26 protein-coding genes and 1 riboswitch are annotated in these 25,252 nt (G+C 39.4%); of the genes, 24 read left to right on the top strand and 2 right to left on the bottom strand.

Going from position 1 to position 25,252, the window contains the following annotated elements; translation table 11 throughout:
* The first annotated feature begins 114 nt into the window (after positions 1 to 114).
* The 4 genes from EL079_RS05130 (at position 115) to EL079_RS05115 (ending at position 3,141) form a co-directional block, all read left to right on the top strand.
* Entirely contained in the window at positions 115 to 1,050 is a 936-nt protein-coding gene (locus tag EL079_RS05130) for a manganese-dependent inorganic pyrophosphatase (protein ID WP_003032383.1), read from the top strand.
* Between the two features lie 49 nt (positions 1,051 to 1,099).
* A complete protein-coding gene (locus tag EL079_RS05125; protein ID WP_003032409.1) occupies positions 1,100 to 1,612 on the top strand; it encodes a YiiX/YebB-like N1pC/P60 family cysteine hydrolase in 513 nt (170 codons plus the stop codon).
* Positions 1,605 to 2,276 carry a DUF1803 domain-containing protein gene (locus EL079_RS05120; protein ID WP_003032415.1) on the top strand — a complete coding sequence of 224 codons (672 nt, stop codon included), beginning with the start codon at positions 1,605 to 1,607 and terminating at the stop codon, positions 2,274 to 2,276. The genes EL079_RS05125 and EL079_RS05120 overlap by 8 nt, the downstream gene beginning before the upstream one ends.
* 106 nt (positions 2,277 to 2,382) lie before the next feature.
* Positions 2,383 to 3,141: a CPBP family intramembrane glutamic endopeptidase gene (locus tag EL079_RS05115; RefSeq protein WP_003032378.1), complete on the top strand. Its 759-nt coding sequence runs from the start codon at positions 2,383 to 2,385 to the stop codon at positions 3,139 to 3,141.
* 113 nt (positions 3,142 to 3,254) lie between these two features.
* Here the strand turns inward: EL079_RS05115 and EL079_RS05110 are convergent, their stop codons facing one another.
* The gene (locus tag EL079_RS05110; RefSeq protein WP_003032361.1) at positions 3,255 to 4,700 is read right to left on the bottom strand and encodes a UDP-N-acetylmuramoyl-L-alanyl-D-glutamate--L-lysine ligase; all 1,446 of its coding nucleotides are present in this window, start codon (positions 4,698 to 4,700) and stop codon (positions 3,255 to 3,257) included.
* Between the two features lie 85 nt (positions 4,701 to 4,785).
* On the opposite strand from EL079_RS05110, the gene EL079_RS05105 reads away from it, so the two are divergent.
* From EL079_RS05105 to EL079_RS05040, 13 genes are all read left to right on the top strand, one after another.
* Positions 4,786 to 6,414: a putative polysaccharide biosynthesis protein gene (locus EL079_RS05105; protein ID WP_003032363.1), complete on the top strand. Its 1,629-nt coding sequence runs from the start codon at positions 4,786 to 4,788 to the stop codon at positions 6,412 to 6,414.
* Between the two features lie 229 nt (positions 6,415 to 6,643).
* On the top strand, positions 6,644 to 7,738 hold the full coding sequence (locus tag EL079_RS05100; protein ID WP_003032397.1) for a cystathionine gamma-synthase: 1,095 nt from the start codon (positions 6,644 to 6,646) through the stop codon (positions 7,736 to 7,738).
* Position 7,739: 1 nt separating this feature from the next.
* Positions 7,740 to 8,906 (top strand): MalY/PatB family protein, encoded by a 1,167-nt coding sequence (locus EL079_RS05095; RefSeq protein WP_003032387.1) that lies wholly within the window; start codon positions 7,740 to 7,742, stop codon positions 8,904 to 8,906.
* A 69-nt stretch (positions 8,907 to 8,975) separates the two neighbouring features.
* A riboswitch (M-box (ykoK) riboswitch) is annotated at positions 8,976 to 9,128 on the top strand.
* A 261-nt stretch (positions 9,129 to 9,389) separates the two neighbouring features.
* Complete coding sequence (gene mgtA, locus EL079_RS05090; RefSeq protein WP_003032364.1) at positions 9,390 to 12,044, top strand: magnesium-translocating P-type ATPase; 2,655 nt, start codon at positions 9,390 to 9,392, stop codon at positions 12,042 to 12,044.
* 97 nt (positions 12,045 to 12,141) lie between these two features.
* On the top strand, positions 12,142 to 12,771 hold the full coding sequence (upp, locus tag EL079_RS05080) for a uracil phosphoribosyltransferase (protein ID WP_003025639.1): 630 nt from the start codon (positions 12,142 to 12,144) through the stop codon (positions 12,769 to 12,771).
* 88 nt (positions 12,772 to 12,859) lie between these two features.
* A complete protein-coding gene (locus EL079_RS05075; RefSeq protein ID WP_223349572.1) occupies positions 12,860 to 13,474 on the top strand; it encodes an ATP-dependent Clp protease proteolytic subunit in 615 nt (204 codons plus the stop codon).
* Positions 13,475 to 13,564: 90 nt separating this feature from the next.
* A complete protein-coding gene (locus tag EL079_RS05070; protein ID WP_003032401.1) occupies positions 13,565 to 13,834 on the top strand; it encodes a YlbG family protein in 270 nt (89 codons plus the stop codon).
* Positions 13,835 to 13,916: 82 nt separating this feature from the next.
* Positions 13,917 to 15,080, top strand: a complete 1,164-nt coding sequence (locus tag EL079_RS05065) for an ABC transporter substrate-binding protein (RefSeq protein WP_003032423.1) — start codon at positions 13,917 to 13,919, stop codon at positions 15,078 to 15,080.
* A gap of 387 nt (positions 15,081 to 15,467) precedes the next feature.
* Positions 15,468 to 16,337, top strand: coding sequence for a branched-chain amino acid ABC transporter permease (locus EL079_RS05060; protein ID WP_018543650.1), 870 nt, complete (start codon positions 15,468 to 15,470; stop codon positions 16,335 to 16,337).
* 3 nt (positions 16,338 to 16,340) lie between these two features.
* A complete protein-coding gene (locus EL079_RS05055; protein ID WP_003032380.1) occupies positions 16,341 to 17,291 on the top strand; it encodes a branched-chain amino acid ABC transporter permease in 951 nt (316 codons plus the stop codon).
* Complete coding sequence (locus EL079_RS05050; protein WP_003032371.1) at positions 17,291 to 18,055, top strand: ABC transporter ATP-binding protein; 765 nt, start codon at positions 17,291 to 17,293, stop codon at positions 18,053 to 18,055. The genes EL079_RS05055 and EL079_RS05050 overlap by 1 nt, the downstream gene beginning before the upstream one ends.
* Positions 18,055 to 18,765 (top strand): ABC transporter ATP-binding protein, encoded by a 711-nt coding sequence (locus EL079_RS05045; protein ID WP_003032369.1) that lies wholly within the window; start codon positions 18,055 to 18,057, stop codon positions 18,763 to 18,765. The genes EL079_RS05050 and EL079_RS05045 overlap by 1 nt, the downstream gene beginning before the upstream one ends.
* A 146-nt stretch (positions 18,766 to 18,911) precedes the next feature.
* Entirely contained in the window at positions 18,912 to 19,568 is a 657-nt protein-coding gene (locus EL079_RS05040) for a CBS domain-containing protein (RefSeq protein ID WP_003025613.1), read from the top strand.
* A 68-nt stretch (positions 19,569 to 19,636) separates the two neighbouring features.
* Here EL079_RS05040 and EL079_RS05035 read toward each other — a convergent pair whose 3' ends face one another.
* Positions 19,637 to 20,500: a YitT family protein gene (locus EL079_RS05035; protein ID WP_003032427.1), complete on the bottom strand. Its 864-nt coding sequence runs from the start codon at positions 20,498 to 20,500 to the stop codon at positions 19,637 to 19,639.
* A gap of 154 nt (positions 20,501 to 20,654) precedes the next feature.
* Here EL079_RS05035 and tmk point away from each other — a divergent pair, with 154 nt between their 5' ends.
* The 7 genes from tmk to nth all read left to right on the top strand — a co-directional run bounded on the left by tmk (position 20,655) and on the right by nth (position 25,233).
* Positions 20,655 to 21,293 (top strand): dTMP kinase, encoded by a 639-nt coding sequence (tmk, locus tag EL079_RS05030; RefSeq protein ID WP_003032352.1) that lies wholly within the window; start codon positions 20,655 to 20,657, stop codon positions 21,291 to 21,293.
* Positions 21,290 to 22,183 carry a DNA polymerase III subunit delta' gene (locus EL079_RS05025; protein ID WP_003032421.1) on the top strand — a complete coding sequence of 298 codons (894 nt, stop codon included), beginning with the start codon at positions 21,290 to 21,292 and terminating at the stop codon, positions 22,181 to 22,183. Before tmk ends, EL079_RS05025 begins: the two co-directional genes overlap by 4 nt.
* A 34-nt stretch (positions 22,184 to 22,217) precedes the next feature.
* Complete coding sequence (yabA, locus tag EL079_RS05020) at positions 22,218 to 22,535, top strand: DNA replication initiation control protein YabA (RefSeq protein WP_003025601.1); 318 nt, start codon at positions 22,218 to 22,220, stop codon at positions 22,533 to 22,535.
* A 2-nt stretch (positions 22,536 to 22,537) separates the two neighbouring features.
* Positions 22,538 to 23,404: a 16S rRNA (cytidine(1402)-2'-O)-methyltransferase gene (gene rsmI / locus EL079_RS05015; protein ID WP_003032362.1), complete on the top strand. Its 867-nt coding sequence runs from the start codon at positions 22,538 to 22,540 to the stop codon at positions 23,402 to 23,404.
* 2 nt (positions 23,405 to 23,406) lie between these two features.
* Positions 23,407 to 23,913, top strand: a complete 507-nt coding sequence (locus EL079_RS05010; protein ID WP_003032425.1) for a methylated-DNA--[protein]-cysteine S-methyltransferase — start codon at positions 23,407 to 23,409, stop codon at positions 23,911 to 23,913.
* A 19-nt stretch (positions 23,914 to 23,932) separates the two neighbouring features.
* Entirely contained in the window at positions 23,933 to 24,286 is a 354-nt protein-coding gene (locus EL079_RS05005) for an arsenate reductase family protein (RefSeq protein ID WP_003032389.1), read from the top strand.
* Between the two features lie 323 nt (positions 24,287 to 24,609).
* A complete protein-coding gene (gene nth / locus EL079_RS05000) occupies positions 24,610 to 25,233 on the top strand; it encodes an endonuclease III (RefSeq protein ID WP_003031488.1) in 624 nt (207 codons plus the stop codon).
* Positions 25,234 to 25,252: the final 19 nt, after the last annotated feature.

Below are 25,252 nucleotides of genomic sequence, written 5' to 3'. Positions count from 1 at the left end.
ACTCAAAAAGTTAGACAGGAAAACTAACGATTGGGTGCTTTTCTATTCCTCTCTTTGTGAAAATCTTAAAATTGTGCTAAAATAGGGTGTATAAAAAGTTTATGAGGTACTATCATGTCTAAAATTTTAGTTTTCGGTCATCAAAATCCAGATTCAGATGCGATTGGTTCAGCTGTAGCCTTTGCTTACCTTGCACGTGAGGCTTATGGATTGGATACAGAAGCGGTTGCTTTGGGAGAACCAAATGAAGAAACAGCGTTTGTCTTGGATACTTTTGGTGTAAAAGCACCGCGTGTGGTGACATCTGCAAAGGCAGAGGGAGTTGAGCAAGTTATTTTAACAGACCACAATGAATTTCAACAATCTATTTCTGACATTGCAGAAGTAGAAGTGTACGGCGTTGTGGATCATCACCGTGTAGCGAATTTTGAAACAGCCAGCCCACTTTATATGCGTTTGGAGCCTGTTGGTTCAGCTTCTTCTATTGTTTATCGCATGTTTAAAGAAGCTGGCGTAGCTGTACCAAAAGAACTCGCAGGTCTAATGCTCTCAGGTTTGATTTCAGATACTCTTCTTTTGAAATCACCTACTACACATCCAAGTGATAAAGTCATTGCTCCAGAATTAGCTGAATTGGCTGGTGTGAATTTGGAAGAATACGGTTTGGCTATGCTTAAAGCTGGAACCAACTTAGCTAGCAAAACAGCCGAGGAATTGATTGATATTGATGCTAAAACATTTGAATTAAACGGAAATCAAGTTCGTGTGGCACAAGTCAACACAGTTGATATTGCAGAAGTCTTAGAACGTCAAGCTGAACTGGAAGCAGCTATTGAAAAAACAAATGCGGCTAATGGTTATTCTGACTTCGTTTTGATGATTACCGATATTATCAATTCTAACTCAGAAATCCTTGCAATCGGTCGTAATATGGATAAGGTAGAAGCAGCTTTCAATTTTGTTCTTGAAAACAACCACGCTTTCCTTGCTGGCGCTGTTTCTCGTAAGAAACAAGTCGTTCCGCAATTAACAGAAAGTTTTAATGCTTAAGAATAGAATAAAAAGGGAGTTTCGGCTCCTTTTTTGATACAATAGTTCTATGAAAATTCAAGATTTAAAAAATGGGGATTTGCTTTTTGTGTCCAGCCAATCTGATATAGCAGAAGCTATTCAGCGATCAACTGGGCGGTATAACCATGCGGCAATCTTTTTTGACGGCTGGATGTACCATGCGACAAGTGAACAGGGTGTCATGAAGCAGCCGATAGAGGTATTTTTACAGGACGATGAATGCTATGATGTCTATGTTTTCCCTGATATAGATGTGAAAGCTGTCTGGAAAAGAGCAGAACAACACCTTTACAAGCCTTATAATAATAGCTTTTATCCAAATACGACAGGTTTTTACTGTTCTGAATATATTGCGGAAATCCTCCCTATTTTTGAAACCATTCCTATGCAGTTCGGTGATGAAGATGAGGAAGTTGCTCCTTTTTGGCAGCAGTATTACAAGGAATTGGGGCTAGCTGTTCCTCTTCATCAGCCGGGAACCAATCCTAGCCAATTGGCTCAATCCGAAAAATTAGTTTACAAAGGAAGATTAGATGATTAAAGTAATCAATCCCAGTCGTTTGACACGTCAGCCCTTTTTTCATGAATTGATAAATTACTTAGATCAACATGACGATGTTACTTTGCGAGAGATAAAGCGTGAGTTTGCAAATTTTCCCAATATTGATCGCTCTATAGAGGATTATATCAAGGCAGGCTATGTGCTTCGGGAAAATAAACGCTATTGTCAAAGCGTTCCTCTGTTGGAAAATGTGACGGATTTGTCTTTGGATCAGGAAGTATTTGTACGAGATGACAGTTCTCTTTATAAAGAATTGCGGAATGTGCGCTTTAAGACACGCTTGACCAATCAGACCAACCAGGCTATTTTAGTGGAAACAACAGATTTTCTCAGAGAGCAGCTGACACTTTCCAATTATTTTTATAAGCTAAAGCAACAATATCCATTGAATAATCAGCAACAAAAGCTTTATAAGTTGATAGGAGATGTTAATCCGGAGTATGCTCTAAAATATATGGCAACATTTCTGCTAAAGTATGGTCGTAAAACTGAGCTGATGCAAAAACGACGCGATATTTTTGTAGATGCTCTAGTGATTTTAGGTTATATTGCGCCTAACGAAGCAGGGAAATATGAATTAAAATTGGATTTTGATAAGGAAACATTGACCTTTCGTGTAAAGAAAGCATTAGATAAACCTTAGAATAATAAAATTTTAAGGTTTATTTGATAGATTTATAAGTATAAGGTTTAAGTTTAGCAAGATTTGGTAGTCACTAAATCATTTCGTTTCATGAAAGGAATGTATCGTGAATCCTTTAGCAAAAATTCGTCCGTCTCAGCCGTTGAAGTATTTGAAATGGTTTGATATTGTCATTGTGACAGCTCTGTTGTTTGGACAATTTATCTATCGCTCAACAGAACTTTATCTTGCGAGCTTGTCACCGTCCACTACGGCAGCAGTAACAGATACAGCTAGTAAAACAGCAAGTGACGGAGCAGCTTATTCCAGTAATTTAGAATTGCAGCTTCTCATGTTAGCTCTGACGATAGCCTATTTAATACTTCGCCATTTTGACTTTAAGCAGTTGCCAATTCGTCTATCGTGGTCTGTACTCTTTTGGTTTCCATTTATTTTTGCGGTTATGGGGATTCTCGCGGATACAGTGACCACCCTTAGCGGAGAATACAATTATTTTGATCCGCAATTGTGGAAATATATTGATCTGACGGAAATTTTCCGCAAATTTATTGATTTGACACCTATGGCTATTCTCTATGCTTTGCTCAATGGCTTCTATGAAGAATTTTTCTTTTTAGGTTTATTGACCTCAGTTAGAGATAAATATAAGTGGTGGGTTCTTCTTTATTCGACAATCACTCGCGTTTCTTTCCATACTTATCAAGGAATGCTCTGGGCACTGACAATCGGTGTTGGTTTTGGACTTCTCTATTATTTTCTTTATAAATATAAGGTTAAAAACCTCTTACCATTCTTCCTCGTGCATGCACTTGCAGATATGTTTGGGTCAAGTCTAATGTATGTCTTGATTAGTTGGAGAAAGTAAAGTCATAAAGCAAGATTTTGATTTCTGAGGAATTGTGCTCATCTCTCCTTGCTAGTATAAATTTTCTTAAATAATTAAAGGTCGAAAACGTTTGTCTCGACCTTTATTATTTTCTATAAATATTTTTCAGCGATGGCATAATCACCTAGATAGTCAGTTTTTTTACCATTTATAATTTGGTAGCAATCAGCGCCTTTACCAGCTAGAATGACGGCATCGCCTTCTTTGCTAGTTAAGCCAAGGGCTGTTTTAATAGCTTCTTCGCGGTCAGCAATCATATCAACATCAAAGGATATGTAAGAAGCAATTTCTTTGGCAATAGCAATTGGATCTTCGTAATTTGGATCATCTGCTGTCAGGATAACGGTCAATTCTGGATGTTGATTGATTAGTAGACCAAAATCTTTGCGACGGCTTTCTCCTTTATTTCCAGTTGCACCGAGCACCAAAACAATCCTACCTTTTTGATGTTCTTGAACGACCGATAGGAGATTAGCGAGACTGACACCATTGTGTGCGTAATCCACAAACACTTTGGCACCATTTTTTTGAGTCAGCACTTCCATACGTCCAGGTACGCGTGTGTTTGCAATTCCCTTCTTGATGTCCGCAATGGAAGCACCCAAGCGGAGACAGGCAAGGCTAGCAGCAAGCGCATTTTCTTGGTTGAAACGACCAATCAGCTGAATGTCAAATGTCTCTGCTAACTTTCCGCTTGTTTCAAAAGAGAAGGCTTGCGAGTGATGAATTTGATTGTCTGAATGCTGTCCGTAGAAATCATGTTCCATGGAAGCAACTTGCTCAGCCAAAACTTCAAAATGATCCATTTCGCTATTGACCACCACAGCTTGGCTATTTTCCATGAGAAGCCGTTTATGATAAAAATAGTCTTCAAATGTCGGGTGTTCAATTGGTCCGATGTGATCAGGACTGATATTGAGGAAAACGCCAACATCAAAGGTTAAACCGTAAACCCGCTTTTTCAGGTAAGCCTGACTGGAAACTTCCATGATGAGATGAGTTCGACCATTTTCAACAGCTGTCGCCATCATTTTGAACAAATCCAAGCTTTCCGGTGTTGTCAAAGTAGATTTGAAGAAATGTTCTCCATCAAGCGTCGTGTTCATGGTAGAGAAGAGAGCTGGCTTATGACTTTGTTGGAGGATGTGATAAGCAAAATAAGCAGATGTTGTCTTGCCCTTAGTTCCTGTAAATGCGAGCAGTTTGAGTTTATCTTGTGGATTTCCATAAAATTCCATGGCAAGAAGGCTCATGGCTTGCTTTACGTCGTTGACTAGAATCACCGGAATAGTTACTTCAAAATCCGTCTCACTGACATAGAACTGTAAGCCTGATTCAACAGCTTTTTCCAAAAATTCTTTTTTAAAATTGTCACCTTTGACAAAGAAAAGAGTGGAAGCATCCACTTCACGGCTGTCGTAGCTGATTTTTTCAAAAACAAGACCACGATAATGATAAAAATATTGTCCCTTGTCGATAATCTCACGGAAATTGTGATCGTTTTTTAAAATGTTTAATGCGTTTTCAATTGTTATCATATTTCTATTGTAAACTTAATGGCGAGGTTTTACAAGCGGAAAGGAAAAGTTTATAATAAGATGAGACTATTTTTAGAGGTTATGTATGGACCAACAAACAACAAATCAACAAAGGCAAATGCTTCTAGGGACAGCTTGGCTAACAGCTAGTAACTTTATCAGCCGTTTTTTAGGGGCAATTTATATCATTCCTTGGTATATCTGGATGGGGAAACATGGTGCAGAAGCTAATGGTTTGTTTACCATGGGATACAATATTTATGCTTGGTTTCTTCTGATTTCCACGGCAGGTGTACCTGTCGCAGTCGCCAAGCAAGTTGCTAAATACAATACAATTGAGCAAAAAGATCATAGTTTTACTCTCATTCGTGAATTTTTGAAATTCATGTTCTTGTTGGGAGTCATTTTTGCAGTGATCATGTATCTCTTATCACCGTTCTTTGCGCGTGTGTCAGGTATCGGAAAAGAACTGATTCCAGTTATGCAGAGTTTGTCATGGGCTGTGCTAGTATTTCCAGCCATGAGTGTTATTCGTGGATTTTTCCAAGGTTTTAATAATTTAAAACCGTATGCCATGAGCCAGATTGCTGAGCAGGTCATTCGTGTGATTTGGATGCTGCTTGCAACATTTTTCATTATGAAATTGGGCTCTAAAGATTATGTTGCTGCAGTGACCCAATCTACTTTTGCAGCCTTTGTCGGTATGTTTGCCAGTATGGCGGTTTTGGTTTATTTTCTTTGGAAAACCAATCTCTTGACATCTATCTTACACAAACCGGCTAATAGTGCTGAAATCAACAGCCGTGCTTTGCTGGTGGATACGATTCGTGAAGCCATTCCTTTTATCATCACGGGTTCTGCTATTCAGCTTTTCCAAATCATTGACCAGATGACATTTATCAATACGATGAAATGGTTCACCAATTATAGCAATTCTCAACTGGTGGTTATGTTCAGTTATTTCTCTGCCAATCCAAATAAGATTACCATGATTTTGATTGCAGTAGCAACTTCGATCGGTGGTGTAGGAATTCCTTTGCTAACAGAAAACTATGTCAAAGGTGATTTAAAGGCGGCTGCGCGCTTGGTTCAAGATAATTTGAGTATGTTACTGCTGTTTCTTTTACCAGCAACGATTGGCTCTGTCTTAGTAGCCCGTCCTTTGTACACGATTTTCTACGGACGACCAGATAGTTTAGCTCTGGGGCTCTTCATTTTTGCTATGTTACAGACGATTATTCTTGGCGTCTATACTGTCTTATCGCCAATGATTCAGGCGCTGTTCCAAAATCGTAAAGCAATTATCTATTTTGGTTATGGAGTTCTTGTTAAGCTCATTTTGCAAATTCCATTTATTTATCTGTTTAGAGCCTATGGACCGCTTCTGGCAACGACAATTGGACTCATCGTTCCAATCATTCTGATGTACCAACACATTCGTCAAGTAACTGGACTCAATCAAACCATTCTCTTCAAACGGAGTTTGTTGATTGGGATTTTAACAGCAGTTATGGCTCTTTTGATTGCCATTGTGGAAGTCGTACTTGGCTTTGTTTTTCATCCAAGTGGACGCATTTCGAGTATGCTTTATTTGGTTATCATCGGTGGCTTGGGCATGGCTATTTATGGAGCAATGGCTTTGCGAGTCCGTTTGTTAGATCGCTTTATCGGTGAGAAAGCTCAAACCTTACGTCAAAAATTTCATATTCATTAAAAGGCTGCAAGGCTTTTTAATGTTGTAGAAAAATTATAAAAATTAAGCTATAATGAAAATAGCTATTCTTGCAATCAAGTTCTATAATTTTTTGAATAGTCAGTATAGTTTAAAACTATATCTAGCTCTTGAAAAGAACAAAACACAGTATTTTCGTAAGATGTTACAATAGAATCACTTAGAAAATATAAGAATTGCTTGATTCCGCTCTTATCTTATGGAGCTTATTATGGATAAAAAATTACAATTAGATACTCTTTTAGCTCATGCTGGTATTAAAACAGATGAAGCAACGGGTGCATTGACAACTCCTTTGCATTTTTCAACGACCTATCAGCATCCAGAATTTGGAAAATCCACTGGATATGACTATACGCGCACGAAAAACCCAACGCGAAGCAGCTTGGAAAAGACGTTAGCAGCCATTGAGCATGCGGATTATGCATTAGCTACGAGCTCAGGAATGAGCGCCATTGTTTTGGCTTTTAGTGTTTTTCCAGTTGGAAGCAAGGTTCTAGCAGTTCGTGACCTTTATGGCGGTTCTTTTCGCTGGTTTCATCAAGTGGAGCAAGAAGGGCGCTTTCACTTTACATATGCAAATACGGAAGAAGAATTACTTGCGGCTTTAACAGAGGATATAGATGTGGTGTATCTGGAAACCCCGACGAATCCGTTAATGCTTGAGTTTGATATTGCGGCTATTGCAGAAAAAGCTCATGCAAAAGGTGCAAAGGTTATTGTAGATAACACATTTTATACTCCAATCTATCAACGTCCTTTGGAAAATGGAGCGGATCTTGTGCTACATTCAGCAACTAAGTACTTAGGAGGACATAATGATGTTCTGGCTGGTGCTCTTATGACGAGTGACAAAGAGCTTTATAAGAATCTATTCTACAATCTCAATACGACAGGAGCTGTCTTATCTCCATTTGATAGTTATCTCTTGCTTCGAGGTTTGAAAACTTTGTCTCTACGTATGGAACGTTCAACAAAAAACGCACAAGCTGTAGCAGCTTTCTTGAAAGATTCGCCAGCAGTAAAAGAGGTTCTCTATCCGGGAAAAGGCAGCATGATTTCCTTTAAAATCAAAAATGAAGCAGTTATTCCACATTTGCTAAATACGTTAAAAGTCTTTACCTTTGCAGAAAGCTTGGGGGGAGTAGAAAGTTTGATTACCTATCCTGCGACTCAGACACACGCAGATATTCCAGCTGACGTGCGGAAATCCTACGGTTTAACAGATGACTTATTGCGATTGTCCATTGGAATCGAAGACAGCCAAGACTTAATCACAGATTTAAAATTTGCTTTGGAGGTATAATATGAGCAAATACAATTTTCAAACAGCACCGAATCGCTTATCTCATCACACTTATAAGTGGAAAGAGACAGAGACTGATCCTCAATTACTGCCGGCATGGATTGCAGATATGGATTTTGAGGTCATGCCGGAAGTAAAACAAGCGATTCATGACTATGCAGAGCAGTTGGTTTATGGCTATACTTATGCGAGTGATGAGTTGCTCCAAGCGGTGCTGGATTGGGAAAAGAGCGAACATCAATATTCGTTTGATAAAGAAGATATCGTTTTTGTAGAAGGTGTTGTGCCAGCTATTTCCATTGCGATTCAAGCCTTTACCAAAGAAGGAGAAGCGGTCCTAATCAATTCTCCTGTTTATCCACCTTTTGCTCGTAGCGTTCGCTTAAACAATCGAAAATTGGTATCTAATTCTCTCAAAGAAGAAAATGGTTTGTTTCAAATTGATTTTGAACAATTGGAAAAGGATATTGTCGAAAATAATGTGAAATTGTACCTTCTTTGCAGTCCGCACAATCCCGGAGGACGTATCTGGGAAAGAGAGGTTTTGGAAAGAATCGGTCATCTTTGTCAAAAACACCAGGTTATCTTGGTATCAGATGAGATTCATCAAGATTTGACCTTGTTTAGTCATGAGCATGTTTCCTTTAATACCATTTCACCTGATTTTAAAGAATTTGCCATTATACTGTCTAGTGCTACCAAGACCTTTAATATTGCAGGGACTAAAAATTCCTATGCTGTTATTGAAAATCCTTCATTACGTGCGCAATTTCAACGTCAGCAGCTTGCCAATAACCACCATGAAGTGTCAAGTTTAGGTTATATTGCGACAGAAACGGCCTATCGCTATGGCAAACCTTGGTTGGTGGCATTAAAAGCTGTTTTAGAAGAAAATATTAAATTTGCGGTGGACTATTTTGCCAAAGAAGCTCCGCGGTTAAAAGTTATGAAACCACAAGGAACGTATCTAATTTGGCTTGATTTTAGCGATTATGGTTTGACAGATGATGAACTTTTTACTTTGTTGCATGACCAAGCTAAAGTCATTCTCAATCGAGGAAGTGACTATGGAAAAGAGGGGGAGTTGCATGCAAGATTAAATATTGCAACACCAAAACCCTTAGTAGAAGAGATTTGCAAGAGAATCGTGCATTGTTTGCCACAATAAGAATGAAAAGAAATTTTCAGAAACAGCCATTTGGGGTTGACAATCATTCTTAAGTGGAGTATAGTTAGTATGAAAAATCGGTAGGTGAGGCTACCATAGGGATACGGATGACTACCGCAAAGTAGTGGAGACACTACGCGTTGGTTAGCAGTTGAGATCGCTAAGGTTTCGACTAATGTCATTTCACCGCCCTATGGAGTTAAAGCTTGAACGGTAACACAAGACATACAGTCCTGCCATGTTTTTTCATGGTAGGATTTTATTGTTTTGAACTGATTTTTTAAAAGGAAAACCGCAAGGGAAAGGAGTGAGGAATATGCCAAATGATGATCACCCGAGTCAACAGAAAACCAGTCGATTGCCATATCTGAGCATTCCTCATGCTCCCTTTGGAATCGACTCTAGCAAATGAACGACATCTGAGCAAAAAGCTGTGTGCAGCTATTTTATTGCTTGGATGCGTCTTAGATAGAGGAGAAATCAGTGAAAACAGCAAAAGAAAGATTAACAGATGCTCTTCGTATGTCTGTAGGGGACACGATGACCTTTTTCAACACTTCCAGAGCAGGACTGACAGAAGAGCAAGTAGAAGAAAATCGTGATCTATACGGTGAAAATGAATTGACCAAAGGGCAAGAAGATTCAATTGTTAAAAAAATTTATGAGTCTATTATCAACCCGTTTACCGTTATTCTTTTACTCATTGCATTGGTATCCTTGGTGACCAATGTTTGGCTGGCAAAGCCTGGGCAAGAAGATCCGACGACATTTATCATCATTGTTGTCCTTGTTTTGTTGTCTGGTAGTATTCGCTTTGTGCAAGAATTGCGGAGCGACAAAGCAGCCAGCAATCTTTCACGTATGATTGTCAATACAGTGACAGTCGTTCGTGAGGGAAAAGAGCAAGAAATTCCAATTACAGAATTAGTGGTAGGAGACATTATTCGCTTGAGTGCAGGAGATATGTTGCCAGCAGATGTGCTAATCTTGGATTCGCGCGACTTCTTCGTGCAACAGTCAGGCTTGACAGGCGAAAGTGATGCTGTTGAAAAAATGGCGCTGGATAAATGTGAGGCAAAAGAGGCAGATAGCTTGCTTGAATCTGAAGCCCTTGCTTTTATGGGAACCAATGTGATTTCTGGTCGTGCCATTGCCCTTGTTCTGGTTGTTGGAGATGATACCAAGATGGGTGCTATTGAGCAAACGCTCAATACTTATGATGAACCAACTTCATTTGAGCGGGAAATGAACAGCATTTCATGGTTGCTCATTCGTCTCATGTTGGTACTTGTACCCATTGTCTTTCTTATCAATGGTCTGACAGACGGAGATTGGCTGGAGGCTGGTGTATTTGCATTAAGTGTTGGTGTCGGTTTAACACCAGAAATGTTGCCTATGGTCATCACTGCGAGCTTGGCTAAGGGTTCCATTCTTATGGCAAAAGAAAAAGTTGTTATCAAGAAACTTAATGCTATTCAAGATTTGGGAGCGATTGATATTCTTTGTACGGATAAAACAGGAACGCTGACACAAGATGAGATCGTTTTGGAATATCCGCTTGATATTCATGGAGAGCTTGATTTAGCTGTTCTTCGCAGAGCATATCTTAATTCGTATTATCAAACAGGGCTAAAAAATCTGATGGATCGTGCTATTATCAATCGGACGGAAAAAGAAGCAGAAAAGCACGAAATTGTTCGCAACTTGGACCAAACTTTTAAGAAGATTGATGAATTACCTTTTGACTTTGAGCGTCGTCGTATGAGTGTTCTTGTTAAAGACGATGAAAATATGGTTAGTATGGTGACAAAAGGCGCTTTGGAGGAAATGCTATCTATTTCAAATTATGTCGAAGACAAAGGGGAAATCCTTCCTTTGACAGAAGAGATTCGCCAAGAAATTTTAGCAGAAGTTGCACAGTTAAATGAACAAGGATTGCGTGTGCTGGGCGTCAGCTATCGCTCAGACTTAGATGCTGACTATGAATACACAGTAGAAGATGAGTCAGACATGATTTTGACAGGGTATCTTGCCTTTCTTGACCCGCCAAAACCTTCTGCAGCGCCTGCTATCAAGGCTTTAGCAGAATATGGTGTTGCCACCAAAATTTTGACAGGTGACAATGAAAAAGTCACAGAAGCGGTCTGTGAGAAAGTTGGGTTAGATGCAGAACATATCCTACTTGGTTCTGTGATTGAAACGATGTCGGATGACGAATTGAGCAAAGTTGTTGAAACCACAACTGTTTTTGCGAAATTATCTCCCGACCAAAAAGCGCGTATCATTTTGCAGCTGAAAGCAAATGGGCACAAGGTTGGTTATATGGGAGACGGCATCAATGATGCACCTTCTATGAAAGTAGCTGATGTAGGGATTTCAGTTGATACAGCTGTTGATATTGCGAAAGAAACAGCTGATGTTATTCTGTTAGATAAAGACTTATTGGTGCTTGAAAAAGGCTTAGTGGAAGGTCGAAAAGTCTATGCCAACATGACCAAGTACATCAAGATGACAGTGAGTTCCAACTTCGGAAATATCTTTTCCTTGCTAATCTCAAGTATTTTCTTACCATTTTTGCCCATGGCACCGATTCATTTGATTGTGTTGAATTTGGTTTATGACATTTCTTGTATCGCTTTACCATTTGACAATGTCGACCGTGAATTTTTGCAAAAACCGCGCATTTGGAGTGCCAAATCCATCACGCGCTTCATGGCTTGGATTGGTCCAATCAGTTCTATTTTTGACTGTATGACCTTCTTGATTTTGTTCTTTATCATTGCACCGATGATGACAGGTTCTGTTTATCATCATGGGATGTCTAGCGAGTTCATCACCATTTTCCAAACAGGTTGGTTTATTGAGTCCATGTGGACGCAAACCATGGTTATCTACATGCTGCGCTCACCTAAACTGCCGTTTATTCAAAGCAGGCCGGCTTTGTCCGTAGTCATGACAACCCTAGCAGCCGTGTTCTTTGTAACCTTATTACCCTACGGTCCTTTTGCTACGCTTTTAAAAGTGGCTCCATTAAACGGTACTTATTTCTTATTCTTAATCCTTGTCATGATTTTGTATATGGTAAGTGTTACGTTTGTGAAGCATCTTTATATTAAGAAATACCATGAATGGTTGTAAGCAATTGACAATCTTTGAAAAGGCTTGTTTGTCACGAGCCTTTTTTATGTTTTTTTGATATAATAAGAAGAATAAATTGAAAGAAGGAAAACCAATCATGGAAAAATTTCAAGTGATCGCACATCCGCTCATTCAGCATAAATTGTCTATCTTACGTCGTACGGATACCTCTACTAAGGCTTTTCGTGAGTTAGTAAATGAAATTGCTATGCTGATGGGCTATGAAGTTTTACGTGACTTACCATTAGAAGATGTGGAAATTGAAACGCCCATTACAAAGACGGTTCAAAAACAATTGGCTGGTAAAAAATTAGCTATTGTCCCAATTTTACGTGCAGGTATCGGTATGGTGGACGGTCTTTTGAGCCTTGTGCCAGCTGCTAAAGTCGGACATATTGGCATGTATCGCGACGAAGAAACCCTAAAACCAGTTGAGTACCTTGTGAAGTTACCAGAAGACATTAGCCAACGTCAAATCTTTGTGGTAGATCCCATGCTGGCGACAGGTGGTTCAGCTATTTTAGCCATTGATTCATTGAAAAAACGCGGAGCACACAATATTAAATTTGTCTGCCTTGTTTCAGCGCCAGAAGGTGTGAAAGCTTTACAAGAAGCTCACCCAGACGTGGAAATCTTTACAGCAGCCCTTGATGATCATTTGAATGAAAACGGCTATATCGTTCCAGGATTGGGAGATGCAGGAGATCGTCTTTTCGGTACAAAATAATGAGTTTTATGTTTGACCTTTTTTGACCAAAAGGCTATAATAGTCTCATATTTGAAAAATCTCACTAAAAATTGTTAGTCAGATTAAAATATCAGATGAAAAGGAGAATACAATGATTCCTGTAGTTATTGAACAAACAAGCCGTGGAGAACGTTCCTACGATATTTACTCACGCTTATTAAAAGATCGCATTATTATGCTGACGGGTCCTGTTGAGGACAATATGGCTAATTCCATTATTGCGCAATTACTTTTTCTTGATGCGCAGGATAATACCAAAGATATTTATCTTTACATCAATACGCCAGGCGGTTCCGTATCAGCTGGTCTAGCGATTGTTGATACCATGAACTTCATCAAATCAGATGTCCAAACAATTGTCATGGGGATGGCTGCTTCCATGGGAACCATTATTGCTTCAAGTGGTGCTAAAGGCAAGCGCTTCATGTTGCCGAATGCAGAATACCTGATTCACCAACCAATGGGCGGAACTGGTAGCGGTACGCAACAAACCGATATGGCGATTGCGGCTGAGCATTTGCTGAAAACCCGGAATAACTTGGAGAAAATCCTTGCGGATAATTCAGGGAAAACCATTAAGCAAGTTCATAAAGATGCTGAACGTGACTACTGGATGAGTGCTCAAGAAACGCTAGATTATGGTTTCATTGATGAAATCATGGCAAATAACAACTTGAACTAATGCTCTATTTGCTATTATCTGAAAAAAATGTCCTCTGATGGGCATTTTTTTGATATACTTATAAATGAAAAAATGTTAGAAAGAAAACTCATGTTTAAAAAAGAAGAACGAACAGGTTTGATTGTGTATTTGTATTACAATCGAGATGTGAAAAAAATAGAAACTATTGGCGATATTGTCTACCATTCTAAAAAGCATCGTTACCTCCAGTTGTATATTCCGACAGAGCAAGTAGAAGAGATGATGCAAAAGTTATCTAAAGAAAAATATGTCAAACAAGTACGGGTTTGTCACATTCAAGAATTGGACACAGACTTTGTTGGAAGCTTGTTTAGAGATAAAGAAAACGTAAACATATAAAAAAATCTCATTTACCACTTGACAATTGTCAGATAATTCGATATATTCTAAACATATCATTTCGGAACGAGGAGATAAGAATATGAAGAAAAAATTTGCTCTATCATTTGTTGCCCTTGCAAGTGTTGCCCTTCTTGCCGCTTGTGGGGAAGTAAAGTCAGGTGGTTCCAATGCAACTGGTACAAAAGTTGCTGATAAGACCATTAAAATTGGATTTAACTTTGAAGAAACTGGTGCAACAGCAGCTTATGGAACAGCCGAACAAAAAGGTGCCCAACTGGCTGTTGATGAAATCAACAAAGCCGGTGGTATTGATGGCAAGAAACTTGAAGTTGTTGACAAGGATAATAAATCTGAAACAGCAGAAGCTGCTTCTGTTACGACTAACTTGGTAACCCAATCAAAAGTAAATGCAGTCGTAGGACCTGCAACTTCTGGTGCAACAGCAGCGGCAGTTCCCAATGCGACAAAAGCAGGTGTGCCTTTGATTTCACCTAGTGCGACACAAGACGGTTTGACGAAAAATCAAGAATACTTATTCATCGGAACTTTCCAAGACAGTTTCCAAGGGAAAATCATTTCTAAATATGTTACAGAAACGTTAAAAGCGAAAAAAGTTGTACTTTATACAGATAACTCAAGTGACTATGCGAAAGGTGTTGCAAAAGCTTTCCGTAATGCCTACAAAGGTGAGATTGTTGCAGATGAAAAGTTTGTCGCTGGTGATACCGACTTCCAAGCAGCTCTTACCAAAATGGAAGGCAAAGATTTTGATGCCATTATCGTACCTGGATATTATACAGAAGCTGGTAAAATTGTAAACCAAGCGCGTGGTATGGGCATTGATAAGCCAATCGTTGGTGGTGACGGCTTTAATGGCGAAGAATTTGTCCAACAAGCAACACCAGCTAAAGCTTCAAATATCTACTATATCTCAGGCTTCTCTTCAACAGTTGATGTCTCAGATAAAGCAAAGAAATTCCTTGAAGCTTACAAAGCTAAATACAAGAATGAAGAACCTTCAACATTTGCAGCGCTAGCATACGACTCTGTTTATCTTGTTGCCAATGCTGCTAAGGGTGCTAAAACATCTGTTGACATCAAAGACAATCTTGCTAAGACAAAGAATTTTGAAGGTGTAACAGGTGATACCAGCTTTGATAAGAATCATAACACTGTTAAAACAGCCTTTATGATGACCATGAACAATGGGAAGGTCACAGCAGCTGAAACGGTTAAGCCGTAATCATTTGCAGGATTGCTTAAAATATATTTTATAGTGTATAAAAGAGTAACTATTTATGGTGAACATCGTAGATAGTTACTTCTCTTTATACGGGTTAAAAGAAAAGAGGCGGGACAAAAGTCTTAGTCTTAAAAATATGTTTCATTAAGGTTTGTAAGACCTAGTGATTGATTGTTAGATATGTTTTAAGCCGTTGAAAAGTAATCAACTGTGAAGTGAGACTTAAAAGGTTTAACGGTCTCATTTGTTCAAACTTAGAATAGATGAGTGAGAAAAATCATTTTTTTGAAATGATGGCTTGACTCGCTCTTTTTTCACGATAGATAAGAAAATGTGAACAATCACATAGTTCTTTCTTCTATATTATAATTAGAAAGTGTGGTGGCCATGCTCCAACAACTTGTTAATGGTCTGATTCTGGGGAGTGTCTATGCTTTGCTCGCTCTCGGCTATACCATGGTTTATGGGATTATCAAGCTCATCAACTTCGCTCATGGAGACATTTATATGATGGGTGCTTTTATGGGCTATTTCCTGATTAACTCCCTTCATCTTAACTTTTTCCTTGCCTTGATTTTGGCAATGATTGGGACGGCAGCTTTAGGTGTGCTGGTCGAGTTTCTGGCGTATCGTCCACTGAGAAATTCGACTCGGATTGCAGCTTTGATTACTGCGATTGGTGTTTCGTTTTTCTTGGAATATGTGATGGTCTATTTTGTGGGAGCCAATACTCGTTCGTTCCCGCAAGTGATTGAAACGGTTCGTTATAATTTTGGACCGATTAGTCTCACCAATATCCAACTGATGATTTTGGTCATTTCCTTAATCTTGATGGTGTTATTGCAAGTCATTGTTCAAAAGACCAAAATGGGGAAAGCGATGAGGGCAGTTTCGGTCGATAGTGATGCAGCGCAGCTAATGGGAATCAATGTCAATCGTACAATTAGTTTCACTTTTGCTTTAGGTTCTGCTTTGGCAGGCGCAGCAGGTGTACTCATCGCGCTTTATTACAATTCTTTAGAGCCTTTGATGGGAATGACACCAGGGTTGAAATCATTTGTCGCTGCGGTACTTGGTGGGATTGGTATTATCCCCGGAGCAGCACTGGGGGGCTTTGTCATTGGTCTATTAGAAACCTTTGCGACAGCTTTTGGTATGTCAGATTTCCGTGATGCGATTGTGTATGGCATTTTAATCTTAATCTTGCTTGTTCGTCCTGCAGGTATTCTTGGTAAGAATGTGAAAGAGAAGGTGTAAGCGATGAAAAAGAATGTAAAAGTAAATATTTTATGGTTTGTACTCCTTCTTGCTGGTTACGGTTTGCTGACTCTCCTTGTCAGCGCTGGAGTTTTGAATGATTTTTACTTGCAAATCTTACAGCAAATTGGCATTAACGTTATTTTAGCAGTAGGGTTGAATTTGATTGTCGGCTTCTCAGGTCAATTTTCTCTGGGACATGCTGGTTTTATGGCAATTGGTGCTTATGCAGCTGCGATTATTGGCTCAAGATCTGCCACTTATCCTGCTTTTTTTGCGGCTATGGTGTTAGGGGCGTTGATTGCAGGGGCAGTGGCTTTGGTTGTAGGGATTCCTACTCTTCGTCTGAAAGGTGATTACCTCGCAATTGCAACGCTTGGGGTTTCTGAAATCATTCGAATTTTAATCATCAACGGAGGTGATTTGACTAATGGAGCTGCGGGTATTCTTGGTATTCCTGCTTTTACCAATTGGCAAATGGTGTATTTCTTTGTAGTTATCACAACTATTTTAACCATCAATTTCTTGCGCAGCCCGATTGGACGAGCAACCTTGTCAGTTCGTGAAGATGAAATTGCAGCAGAGTCTGTAGGGGTCAATACCACTAAAATCAAAGTAATTGCCTTTGTTTTTGGAGCGATGACAGCTAGTATCGCAGGCTCACTCCAAGCAGGATTTATTGGCTCTGTTGTGCCGAAAGATTATACTTTTATCAATAGCATCAATGTCTTGATTATCGTGGTATTTGGTGGCTTGGGTTCCATGACAGGAACCATTGTTGCAGCGATTGTCTTGGGAATTTTAAACATGGTACTTCAAAATGTAGCAAGTATTCGGATGATTATCTACTCTCTTGCTTTGATTTTGGTGATGATTTTCCGTCCAGGAGGACTTCTTGGTACATGGGAATTAAGCCTCTCACGCTTCTTTAAAAAAGATAAGGAGGTCAACTAATGGCGCTTCTTGATGTAAAAAATCTAACAAAAAATTTCGGTGGGTTGACTGCTGTTGGTGATGTAACCTTGGAGCTGAATGATGGGGAATTAGTCGGTCTCATTGGTCCAAATGGTGCAGGAAAAACAACTTTATTTAATTTACTGACCGGTGTTTATGAGCCAAGTGAAGGAAGCGTGACCTTGGATGGGCATTTGCTCAATGGCAAGGCTCCTTATAAGATTGCTTCTTTAGGGCTCAGTCGGACATTCCAAAATATTCGCTTGTTTAAAGATTTGACAGTCTTAGAGAATGTCTTGATTGCTTTGGGAAATCACCACAAAGCACATGTTTTTGCTAGCTTCTTTCGTTTGCCAGCTTTCTATAAAAATGAAGCAGAATTGCGTGAGAAGGCTCTGGAATTACTAAAAATCTTTGACCTAGACGGTGAAGCAGAAACACTTGCTAAGAATTTAGCTTACGGTCAACAACGTCGTTTGGAAATTGTGCGTGCTCTAGCAACAGAACCAAAAATTCTCTTTCTTGATGAGCCTGCTGCGGGAATGAATCCGCAGGAAACAGCAGAATTGACAGAGTTAATTCGTCGCATAAAAAATGAATTCCAAATCACAATCATGCTGATTGAGCATGACATGAGCTTAGTCATGGAAGTGACGGAACGAATTTATGTATTGGAGTATGGTCGTTTGATCGCACACGGAACTCCTGACGAGATCAAAAATGATAAGCGTGTTATCGAAGCCTATTTGGGAGGTGAAGCCTAATGTCTATGCTTAAAGTTGAAAATCTTTCCGTCCATTATGGCATGATTCAGGCTGTCCGAGATGTCAGCTTTGAAGTCAACGAGGGCGAAGTTGTTTCTCTCATCGGTGCCAATGGTGCTGGAAAAACGACGATTCTTCGGACCATTTCAGGACTGGTTCGTCCAAGTGCAGGAAAAATTGAGTTTCTAGGAAATGAAATTCAAAAAGTTCCTGCTCAGAAAATTGTAGCAGCAGGACTTTCTCAGGTACCCGAAGGACGCCATGTTTTCCCAGGCCTGACTGTTTTGGAAAACCTAGAAATGGGTGCTTTTCTAAAGACAAATCGTGATGAAAATCAAGCGAATCTAAAGAAAGTTTTTTCACGTTTTCCGCGTTTAGAGGAACGTAAAAATCAAGATGCTGCAACTCTTTCTGGAGGTGAGCAGCAGATGCTTGCTATGGGACGAGCTCTTATGTCTACTCCAAAACTTCTGCTTTTAGATGAGCCTTCAATGGGACTGGCTCCTCTCTTCATTCAAGAAATTTTTGATATTATTCAAGATATTCAAAAGCAAGGTACAACTGTTTTATTGATTGAGCAAAATGCTAATAAAGCCCTCTCGATTGCTGACCGTGGCTACGTTTTAGAAACAGGAAACATTGTCTTGTCTGGCACAGGAAAAGAATTGCTCGCTTCCGATGAAGTCCGCAAGGCTTATCTCGGTGGGTGAAAAAAGGAGAAAGAAGTGGTTTTCTACTTCTTTTTTATTCACTAATAGTATTCTTGAAAACATAAGCAAGCACCTTGAAAGCGTTTGAAATAAACTAGAAAATACAGTATAATAGAACTGAAAAATCAGAGATAAAGGAGATTTCCATGGCAGTTAAAGATTTTATGACACGAAAAGTGGTGTATATTAGCCCAGACACGACAGTAGCGCATGCGGCGGATATTATGCGTGAGCAGGGATTGCACCGGCTTCCTGTTATTGAAAATGACCAATTGGTTGGTTTGGTGACTGAAGGAACGATCGCCGAAGCAAGTCCTTCAAAAGCAACGAGTTTGTCCATTTACGAGATGAATTATTTGCTAAACAAGACAAAGATTAAAGACGTCATGATTCGTGATGTGGTGACGGTGTCACAATTTGCTAGTTTGGAAGATGCTACTTACTTGATGTTGAAAAATAAAATTGGCATTTTGCCAGTGGTGGACAATCAGCAAGTGTACGGTGTCATTACAGATCGTGATGTTTTCAGAGCCTTTCTTGAAATTGCTGGCTATGGTGAAGAAGGCATTCGCGTGCGTTTCATTACAGAAGATGAAGTCGGCGTGTTGGAGAAGATTGTGCATTTGATTGTCGAAGAAAATCTCAATATCTCTAACGCTGTTAATATTCCACGCAAAGATGGCAAAGTTATCATTGAAGTTCAAATTGATGGTAATGTGGATTTGCCGGCTTTAAAAGCGAAATTTGAAGACAAAGGCATTCAGGTAGAAGACATTACCCGTACTTCAGCAAAAGCATTATAAGACAACAAAAAACGCATGAGAGCAGTTCATTTAACTGTGTTCATGCGTTTTTTATAATGGGAGCAAGATTATTTCTGAATCGGTTGCTTATTGACATCTAAGGTAAAGCCTTCACCAAGGATTTCATGGGCATCTGTAATGGTAATAAAGGCATGTGGATCGACGCTATGAATAACTTTTTTCATGGATTGCATTTCGTTTCGTCCAACGACGCAGTAAATGAGTTTCAAATCATTCTCACTGTAGTAGCCTTGTCCATTGATGAAAGTAATTCCACGACCGAGATCTTCATCAATTTTCTTTGCCAATTCTTCTGGGCGGCTAGTAATAACCATGAAGCCCTTGCCGGCATAACCGCCTTCACCAATCAAGTCAATCACTCGTGAAGCGATAAAGACAAAAATCAAGGTATAAATCACTAGGCGAACATCTTTAAAAACAAGTATAACGAAAATAAGGACGCAGAAGTCTACGGTAAACATCAATTTTCCCATGGAGATATTCGTATACTTGTTAGCGATTCGAGCAATAATATCGGTACCGCCAGTCGTACCACCGGCATTGAAAACAATTCCTAGTCCAACACCAGCAATAATCCCTGTCAGAAGCGTCACAATCACGAGGTCGCCTTCAAGGTTAATCACGAAAGGGATTTTTTCAAATATCGCCAGCCAAGCAGAAACGGCAAAGGTTCCTAAGATGCTAGAGTACAAAAGTCGCGATCCAAAAATTCTCCAAGCAATAATGAAAAGAGGAATGTTGATGATGAGATTCATCAGTGAAACAGGAATCTTAAAAAGATAGTATGTAATGAGGGTCACACCAGTTGCGCCTCCCTCATACAAATGATTCGGAATAATCAGATAATTGATTGCAAAAGCAAAAATTCCAGCTCCTAGAACAATCGTTAGATAGTTTTTAAACTTAGACATGATAACCTCCTAATAATTTCTGTACATTCTATTGTATCAAATCTTGAAAACTTATGTATCATTTTGAAAAAATTTTTTTAAACTTTTTCTGACAATGATTTTTCTGGAGTTTTTTGTTAAAATAGAAAGGAGAAAAAGGAAGAAATGAGTTAGTATGTCAAAAGGAATATTCATCTCTTTAGAGGGACCAGATGGTGCAGGAAAATCAAGTGTTTTAGAAGCCTTGATTCCCATTTTAGAAGCAAAAGGGCAAGCGTTTGTCACTACGCGTGAGCCTGGTGGAGTGGCAGTTGCGGAGAAGATTCGCGATGTTGTTTTAGATCCGAAGCATACGGAAATCGATGAAAAAACGGAACTGCTCCTCTATATTGCCAGTCGCAGGCAACATTTGGTGGAACGTATTTTGCCTGCTTTAGATCGTGGCGAAATGGTGCTGGTGGATCGCTTTATTGATAGTTCGGTGGCGTATCAAGGTTTTGGTCGAGGTCTGAAGGTGGCTGATATTGATTGGCTGAATGATTTTGCGACCGATGGTTTGAAGCCAGATTTGACCCTTTATTTTGATATTGAAGCAGAGGAAGGCTTGGCTCGTATTGCTAAGAGCAAAGAGCGTGGTGCGGACCGTTTGGATCGTGAAAGTGTGGAATGGCATCAACGAGTCCGTGAAGGATATTTATCTATTCTTGAAAAAGAGCCAAATCGTATGAAAAGGATTGACGCCAGTCAGCCACTTGAAAAAGTAATTTCCGATACGATAGCAGTGCTAGCAGAGCATGTTGAGAGTTTAAGATGAAAATAGAAGAATTAGCTCGGTTACAGCCAGTCTTGTTTGAGCGTTTTGAACAAATTTTACAGCAGAATCGTCTGAATCATGCTTATCTGTTTACAGGAGCTTTCGGTAGTTTTGAGATGGCTCAATGTTTAGCACAGAGTTTATTTTGTACCAATAAAAATGGTGTCTTACCCTGTGGTGAATGTCGAAATTGCTGCTTGATTGAGGAAGAGGATTTTTCAGATGTGACGGTTGTTCGACCAATCAATAATATTATAAAGACAGAGCGAGTCAGAGAATTGGTACGCAATTTTTCGCAGTCTGGATTTGAGAGCAACAAGCAAGTGTTTATCATTTGTGATGCGGACAAGATGCATGTCAATGCAGCTAATTCGCTGTTAAAGGTCATTGAAGAGCCGCAAAGTGAAGTGTATATTTTCTTGTTGACAGCGGATGAAAATCTTATTTTGCCCACGATTAAAAGCCGAGCGCAGCTATTTCATTTTCCAAAAAATCAAGCCTATTTGCTTAAAAAATTGGAGCAGACTGGGCTGATAAAGACACAAGCAGAATTGTTAACTGCTTATGGTCAAACAGAAGAAGAAGCCATGCGTTTGGCAGCTAGTCCAGCTTTTTTTGACTTGGCAGCAGAATGTGATCGTTTTGCATCGCTTTGCTTAAATCGAAAAGAGACTGCTTATTTGCAGGTTGCGAAGTTGGCTAGTCTGGCAGATGATAAGGAAAAGCAAGAACAGGCTTTGAAACTCTTGGAGCTTCTCTTTGCAAAAGAAATGCAAACAACATGTGGACGCTTCTATTTAGAAGGTATATTTACAGCAATAAAAATGTGGCAAGCAAATGTTAGTTTTCAAAATGCACTAGAATATATGGTGTTACAAGAAAGAGAATGATGTGCTACGTTGGCACAGGAAAATGGTAGTGAGGATGAATAAAAAAGAATTATTTGATGCTCTTGATGAATTTTCTCAAAATCTGCTTGTGACTTTGGCAGAAGTAGAGGCAATTAAGAAAAATCTGAAAGGCGTAGTAGAAGAAAACGTAGCGCTTCGTTTGGAAAATGATAAATTACGAGAGCGATTGGGCCAAGTGGAGCATACAACAACACCAAAAACAAAAAGAAATCGCGATAATCTGCGCAAACTCTATGAAGATGGTTTTCATGTGTGCACAGATTTTTATGGTCAGCGTCGTGAAAATGATGCAGAATGTATGTTTTGTGATGAATTACTTTTTAGGGAGTAAGTATGCAGGTTCAAAAAAGTTTTAAAGGTCAGTCTCCTTATGGGAAGCTCTATCTGGTGGCTACTCCGATTGGGAATATGGACGATATGAGCATCCGTATGGTGAATACTCTGAAAGAAGTCGATTTCATTGCAGCAGAAGATACCAGAAATACTGGTTTGTTGCTCAAGCATTTTGGTATTACTACGAAGCAGATCAGCTTTCACGAGCATAATGCCAAAGAAAAAATCCCTGATTTGATTCGTTTGCTGAAAAGCGGGCAGAATATTGCTCAGGTTTCGGATGCCGGCTTGCCTAGTATTTCGGATCCGGGGCATGATTTAGTTAAAGCTGCTATTGCTGAGGAAATCGCAGTAGTGACTGTGCCTGGTCCCAGCGCAGGCATTTCAGCTTTGATAGCTAGTGGCTTAGCTCCACAACCTCATATTTTTTATGGATTTTTGCCACGCAAGGCTGGTCAGCAAAAAGAGTTTTTTTCTAATAAAAAAGCCTATCCAGAGACACAGATTTTTTACGAATCTCCTCATCGGGTCAAAGCCACTTTAGAAAATATGCTCAGTATCTATGGGGATCGTTCTGTAGTACTAGTACGGGAATTAACTAAGATTTATGAAGAATACCAGCGCGGCTTGATTTCGGAAGTGATTGGCTTTATTACGGAAAATCCACTAAAAGGTGAATGTTTGTTAATCGTAGAAGGTTTTAAGGAAGAAGAGATTGAACAGTCAGAAGCGGATTTGTTGGCAGAGGTTGATCTTCTAGTAGCAGCAGGAGCAAAGAAAAATCAAGCTATCAAAGAAGTAGCGAAAAAATACGGCTGGAATAAGAGTGAATTATATGCTCGTTATCATGAGCAAGTCAGTGAGTAAAAATGACTTTTTATAAACAAATTTATCTCTCTCCTTTGGGAGAAATGTCACTTGTTGCTAATGAAATAGGGCTGGTTGGAGCTTGGTTTTTCAAGCAGAAATATTTTGAGCGCGGTTTAGAGAAAGCCACGATGCCAGTAGAAAATGATATTCTGAAAAGAACTCGTCTTTTGCTAGATGATTATTTTAGCGGAAAGTATCCAGACTTTTCGAGTCTTGTTTTGGCTCCTGTTGGGACGGATTTTCAACAACGGGTCTGGACTTATCTGCAAACTATTCCTTATGGGAGAACGGTCACGTATGGTCAGATAGCAAAGGAGTTAGATATTCACTCGGCGCAGGCTGTTGGTGGCGCTGTGGGTAGAAATCCCTTTTCTATCATCGTTCCCTGTCATCGGGTGCTGGGAAGCCAAGGACAATTAACCGGCTATGTTGGGGGATTAGACAAGAAAATATGGCTTTTGGAGCATGAAGGCGTAGAACTTAGCGAGAAAGCTTTGGATAAATGATACAAATGGAGAAAATGATATGTTACGATTTATTGAATATCCAAAATGTTCGACCTGTCGCAAAGCCAAGGCTGAATTAAACCAGTTGGGTTTGGACTTTGAAGCGGTGGATATTGTCAAGGAAACACCGAGTAAAGAGGAAATTTTAACTTGGATGGAAAATTCTGATTTAAACATCAAATCTTTCTTCAACACTAGCGGGCTCAAATATCGTGAGCTAGGTTTGAAAGATAAACTATCAGGATTGTCCGCCGAAGAAGCCGCAGAGCTTTTAGCAACCGATGGCATGCTCATCAAACGACCAATCTTAGAAAAAGACGGAAAAATCCTGCAAATAGGCTACCGCATAGAATATGCAATATTAGATTTGTAAATAAAAAAGAGGTGAGGCAACAATTGCGATTTTAAAGAAATCCATTTTGTCGTCTCACTTCTTTTTAAGCTCTCTATTTTGGTATCATTGCTGTTCGTGTTATAATGTTTTTATACACTGAGAAAATTTCTTCAAACCTTGTTAGCTTGGGAGTGAGATAGAACTAAAATTTGAAAATGTTAATCGTCGCTCTTTTGATTTAATCATCCGATACAACATATTCCGTCAGATATTTTGTATAGTCTCACCTTGCAAGGTTGCTAAACAGTCTGTGAGACTGTTTGATTTTCATTGAATATTAGTAAAGAACGAAAAGAGAAAAAATGGTTTTATCAAAAAAACGTGCGCGAAAGGTGATTGAGGAAATCATCGCCCTATTTCCAGATGCAAAACCTAGCTTGAATTTTACCAATCATTTTGAATTGTTAGTCGCAGTCATGCTGTCAGCTCAAACGACCGATGCAGCAGTCAACATAGTCACACCAGCCCTTTTTAAAGCCTATCCAACTCCACGGGAAATGGCTGCGGCATCAGAAAATGAAATTGCCAGCTATATTGCTCGTCTGGGGCTTTATCGCAATAAGGCTAAGTTTTTGAAAAAATGTGCTCAGCAATTGCTGGATAACTTTGACGGTCAGGTACCTCATACACGACAGGAATTGGAAAGTCTTGCAGGTGTAGGACGTAAAACAGCCAATGTAGTCATGAGTGTTGGTTTTGGTATTCCGGCTTTTGCGGTGGATACTCATGTGGAGCGGATTTGCAAACATCATGACATTGTCAAAAAGTCGGCTACCCCTCTAGAAGTTGAACAACGCGTGATGGAAGTTCTGCCCAAAAATGAATGGCTTCCAGCTCATCAAGCTATGATTTGCTTTGGTCGTGAAATCTGCCACCCAAGAAATCCTGAATGTGACCAGTATCCACAACTGTATCATTTTGATTGAAAAAAAAGAGGAGAAACCT

Source organism: Streptococcus anginosus, assembly GCF_900636475.1.
GTDB lineage: Bacteria > Bacillota > Bacilli > Lactobacillales > Streptococcaceae > Streptococcus > Streptococcus anginosus.
The sequence above is the reverse complement of the archived record's forward strand: the minus strand, read 5'-3'. Positions and strand labels throughout refer to the sequence as shown.

Bases quoted from the DNA above. Each gene is read 5' to 3' on its own strand.
- EL079_RS05005 (WP_003032389.1), top strand. From the start codon at position 23,933: ATGTTACGATTTATTGAATATCCAAAATGTTCGACCTGTCGCAAAGCC.
- EL079_RS05095 (WP_003032387.1), top strand. From the start codon at position 7,740: ATGAGCAAATACAATTTTCAAACAGCACCGAATCGCTTATCTCATCAC.
- EL079_RS05065 (WP_003032423.1), top strand. From the start codon at position 13,917: ATGAAGAAAAAATTTGCTCTATCATTTGTTGCCCTTGCAAGTGTTGCC.
- EL079_RS05010 (WP_003032425.1), top strand. From the start codon at position 23,407: ATGACTTTTTATAAACAAATTTATCTCTCTCCTTTGGGAGAAATGTCA.
- EL079_RS05050 (WP_003032371.1), top strand. From the start codon at position 17,291: ATGGCGCTTCTTGATGTAAAAAATCTAACAAAAAATTTCGGTGGGTTG.
- nth (WP_003031488.1), top strand. From the start codon at position 24,610: ATGGTTTTATCAAAAAAACGTGCGCGAAAGGTGATTGAGGAAATCATC.
- EL079_RS05025 (WP_003032421.1), top strand. From the start codon at position 21,290: ATGAAAATAGAAGAATTAGCTCGGTTACAGCCAGTCTTGTTTGAGCGT.
- EL079_RS05125 (WP_003032409.1), top strand. From the start codon at position 1,100: ATGAAAATTCAAGATTTAAAAAATGGGGATTTGCTTTTTGTGTCCAGC.
- upp (WP_003025639.1), top strand. From the start codon at position 12,142: ATGGAAAAATTTCAAGTGATCGCACATCCGCTCATTCAGCATAAATTG.
- EL079_RS05105 (WP_003032363.1), top strand. From the start codon at position 4,786: ATGGACCAACAAACAACAAATCAACAAAGGCAAATGCTTCTAGGGACA.
- rsmI (WP_003032362.1), top strand. From the start codon at position 22,538: ATGCAGGTTCAAAAAAGTTTTAAAGGTCAGTCTCCTTATGGGAAGCTC.
- EL079_RS05060 (WP_018543650.1), top strand. From the start codon at position 15,468: ATGCTCCAACAACTTGTTAATGGTCTGATTCTGGGGAGTGTCTATGCT.
- EL079_RS05110 (WP_003032361.1), bottom strand. From the start codon at position 4,700: ATGATAACAATTGAAAACGCATTAAACATTTTAAAAAACGATCACAAT.
- EL079_RS05055 (WP_003032380.1), top strand. From the start codon at position 16,341: ATGAAAAAGAATGTAAAAGTAAATATTTTATGGTTTGTACTCCTTCTT.
- EL079_RS05120 (WP_003032415.1), top strand. From the start codon at position 1,605: ATGATTAAAGTAATCAATCCCAGTCGTTTGACACGTCAGCCCTTTTTT.
- EL079_RS05045 (WP_003032369.1), top strand. From the start codon at position 18,055: ATGTCTATGCTTAAAGTTGAAAATCTTTCCGTCCATTATGGCATGATT.
- EL079_RS05070 (WP_003032401.1), top strand. From the start codon at position 13,565: ATGTTTAAAAAAGAAGAACGAACAGGTTTGATTGTGTATTTGTATTAC.
- EL079_RS05100 (WP_003032397.1), top strand. From the start codon at position 6,644: ATGGATAAAAAATTACAATTAGATACTCTTTTAGCTCATGCTGGTATT.
- EL079_RS05035 (WP_003032427.1), bottom strand. From the start codon at position 20,500: ATGTCTAAGTTTAAAAACTATCTAACGATTGTTCTAGGAGCTGGAATT.
- EL079_RS05130 (WP_003032383.1), top strand. From the start codon at position 115: ATGTCTAAAATTTTAGTTTTCGGTCATCAAAATCCAGATTCAGATGCG.
- tmk (WP_003032352.1), top strand. From the start codon at position 20,655: ATGTCAAAAGGAATATTCATCTCTTTAGAGGGACCAGATGGTGCAGGA.
- EL079_RS05040 (WP_003025613.1), top strand. From the start codon at position 18,912: ATGGCAGTTAAAGATTTTATGACACGAAAAGTGGTGTATATTAGCCCA.
- yabA (WP_003025601.1), top strand. From the start codon at position 22,218: ATGAATAAAAAAGAATTATTTGATGCTCTTGATGAATTTTCTCAAAAT.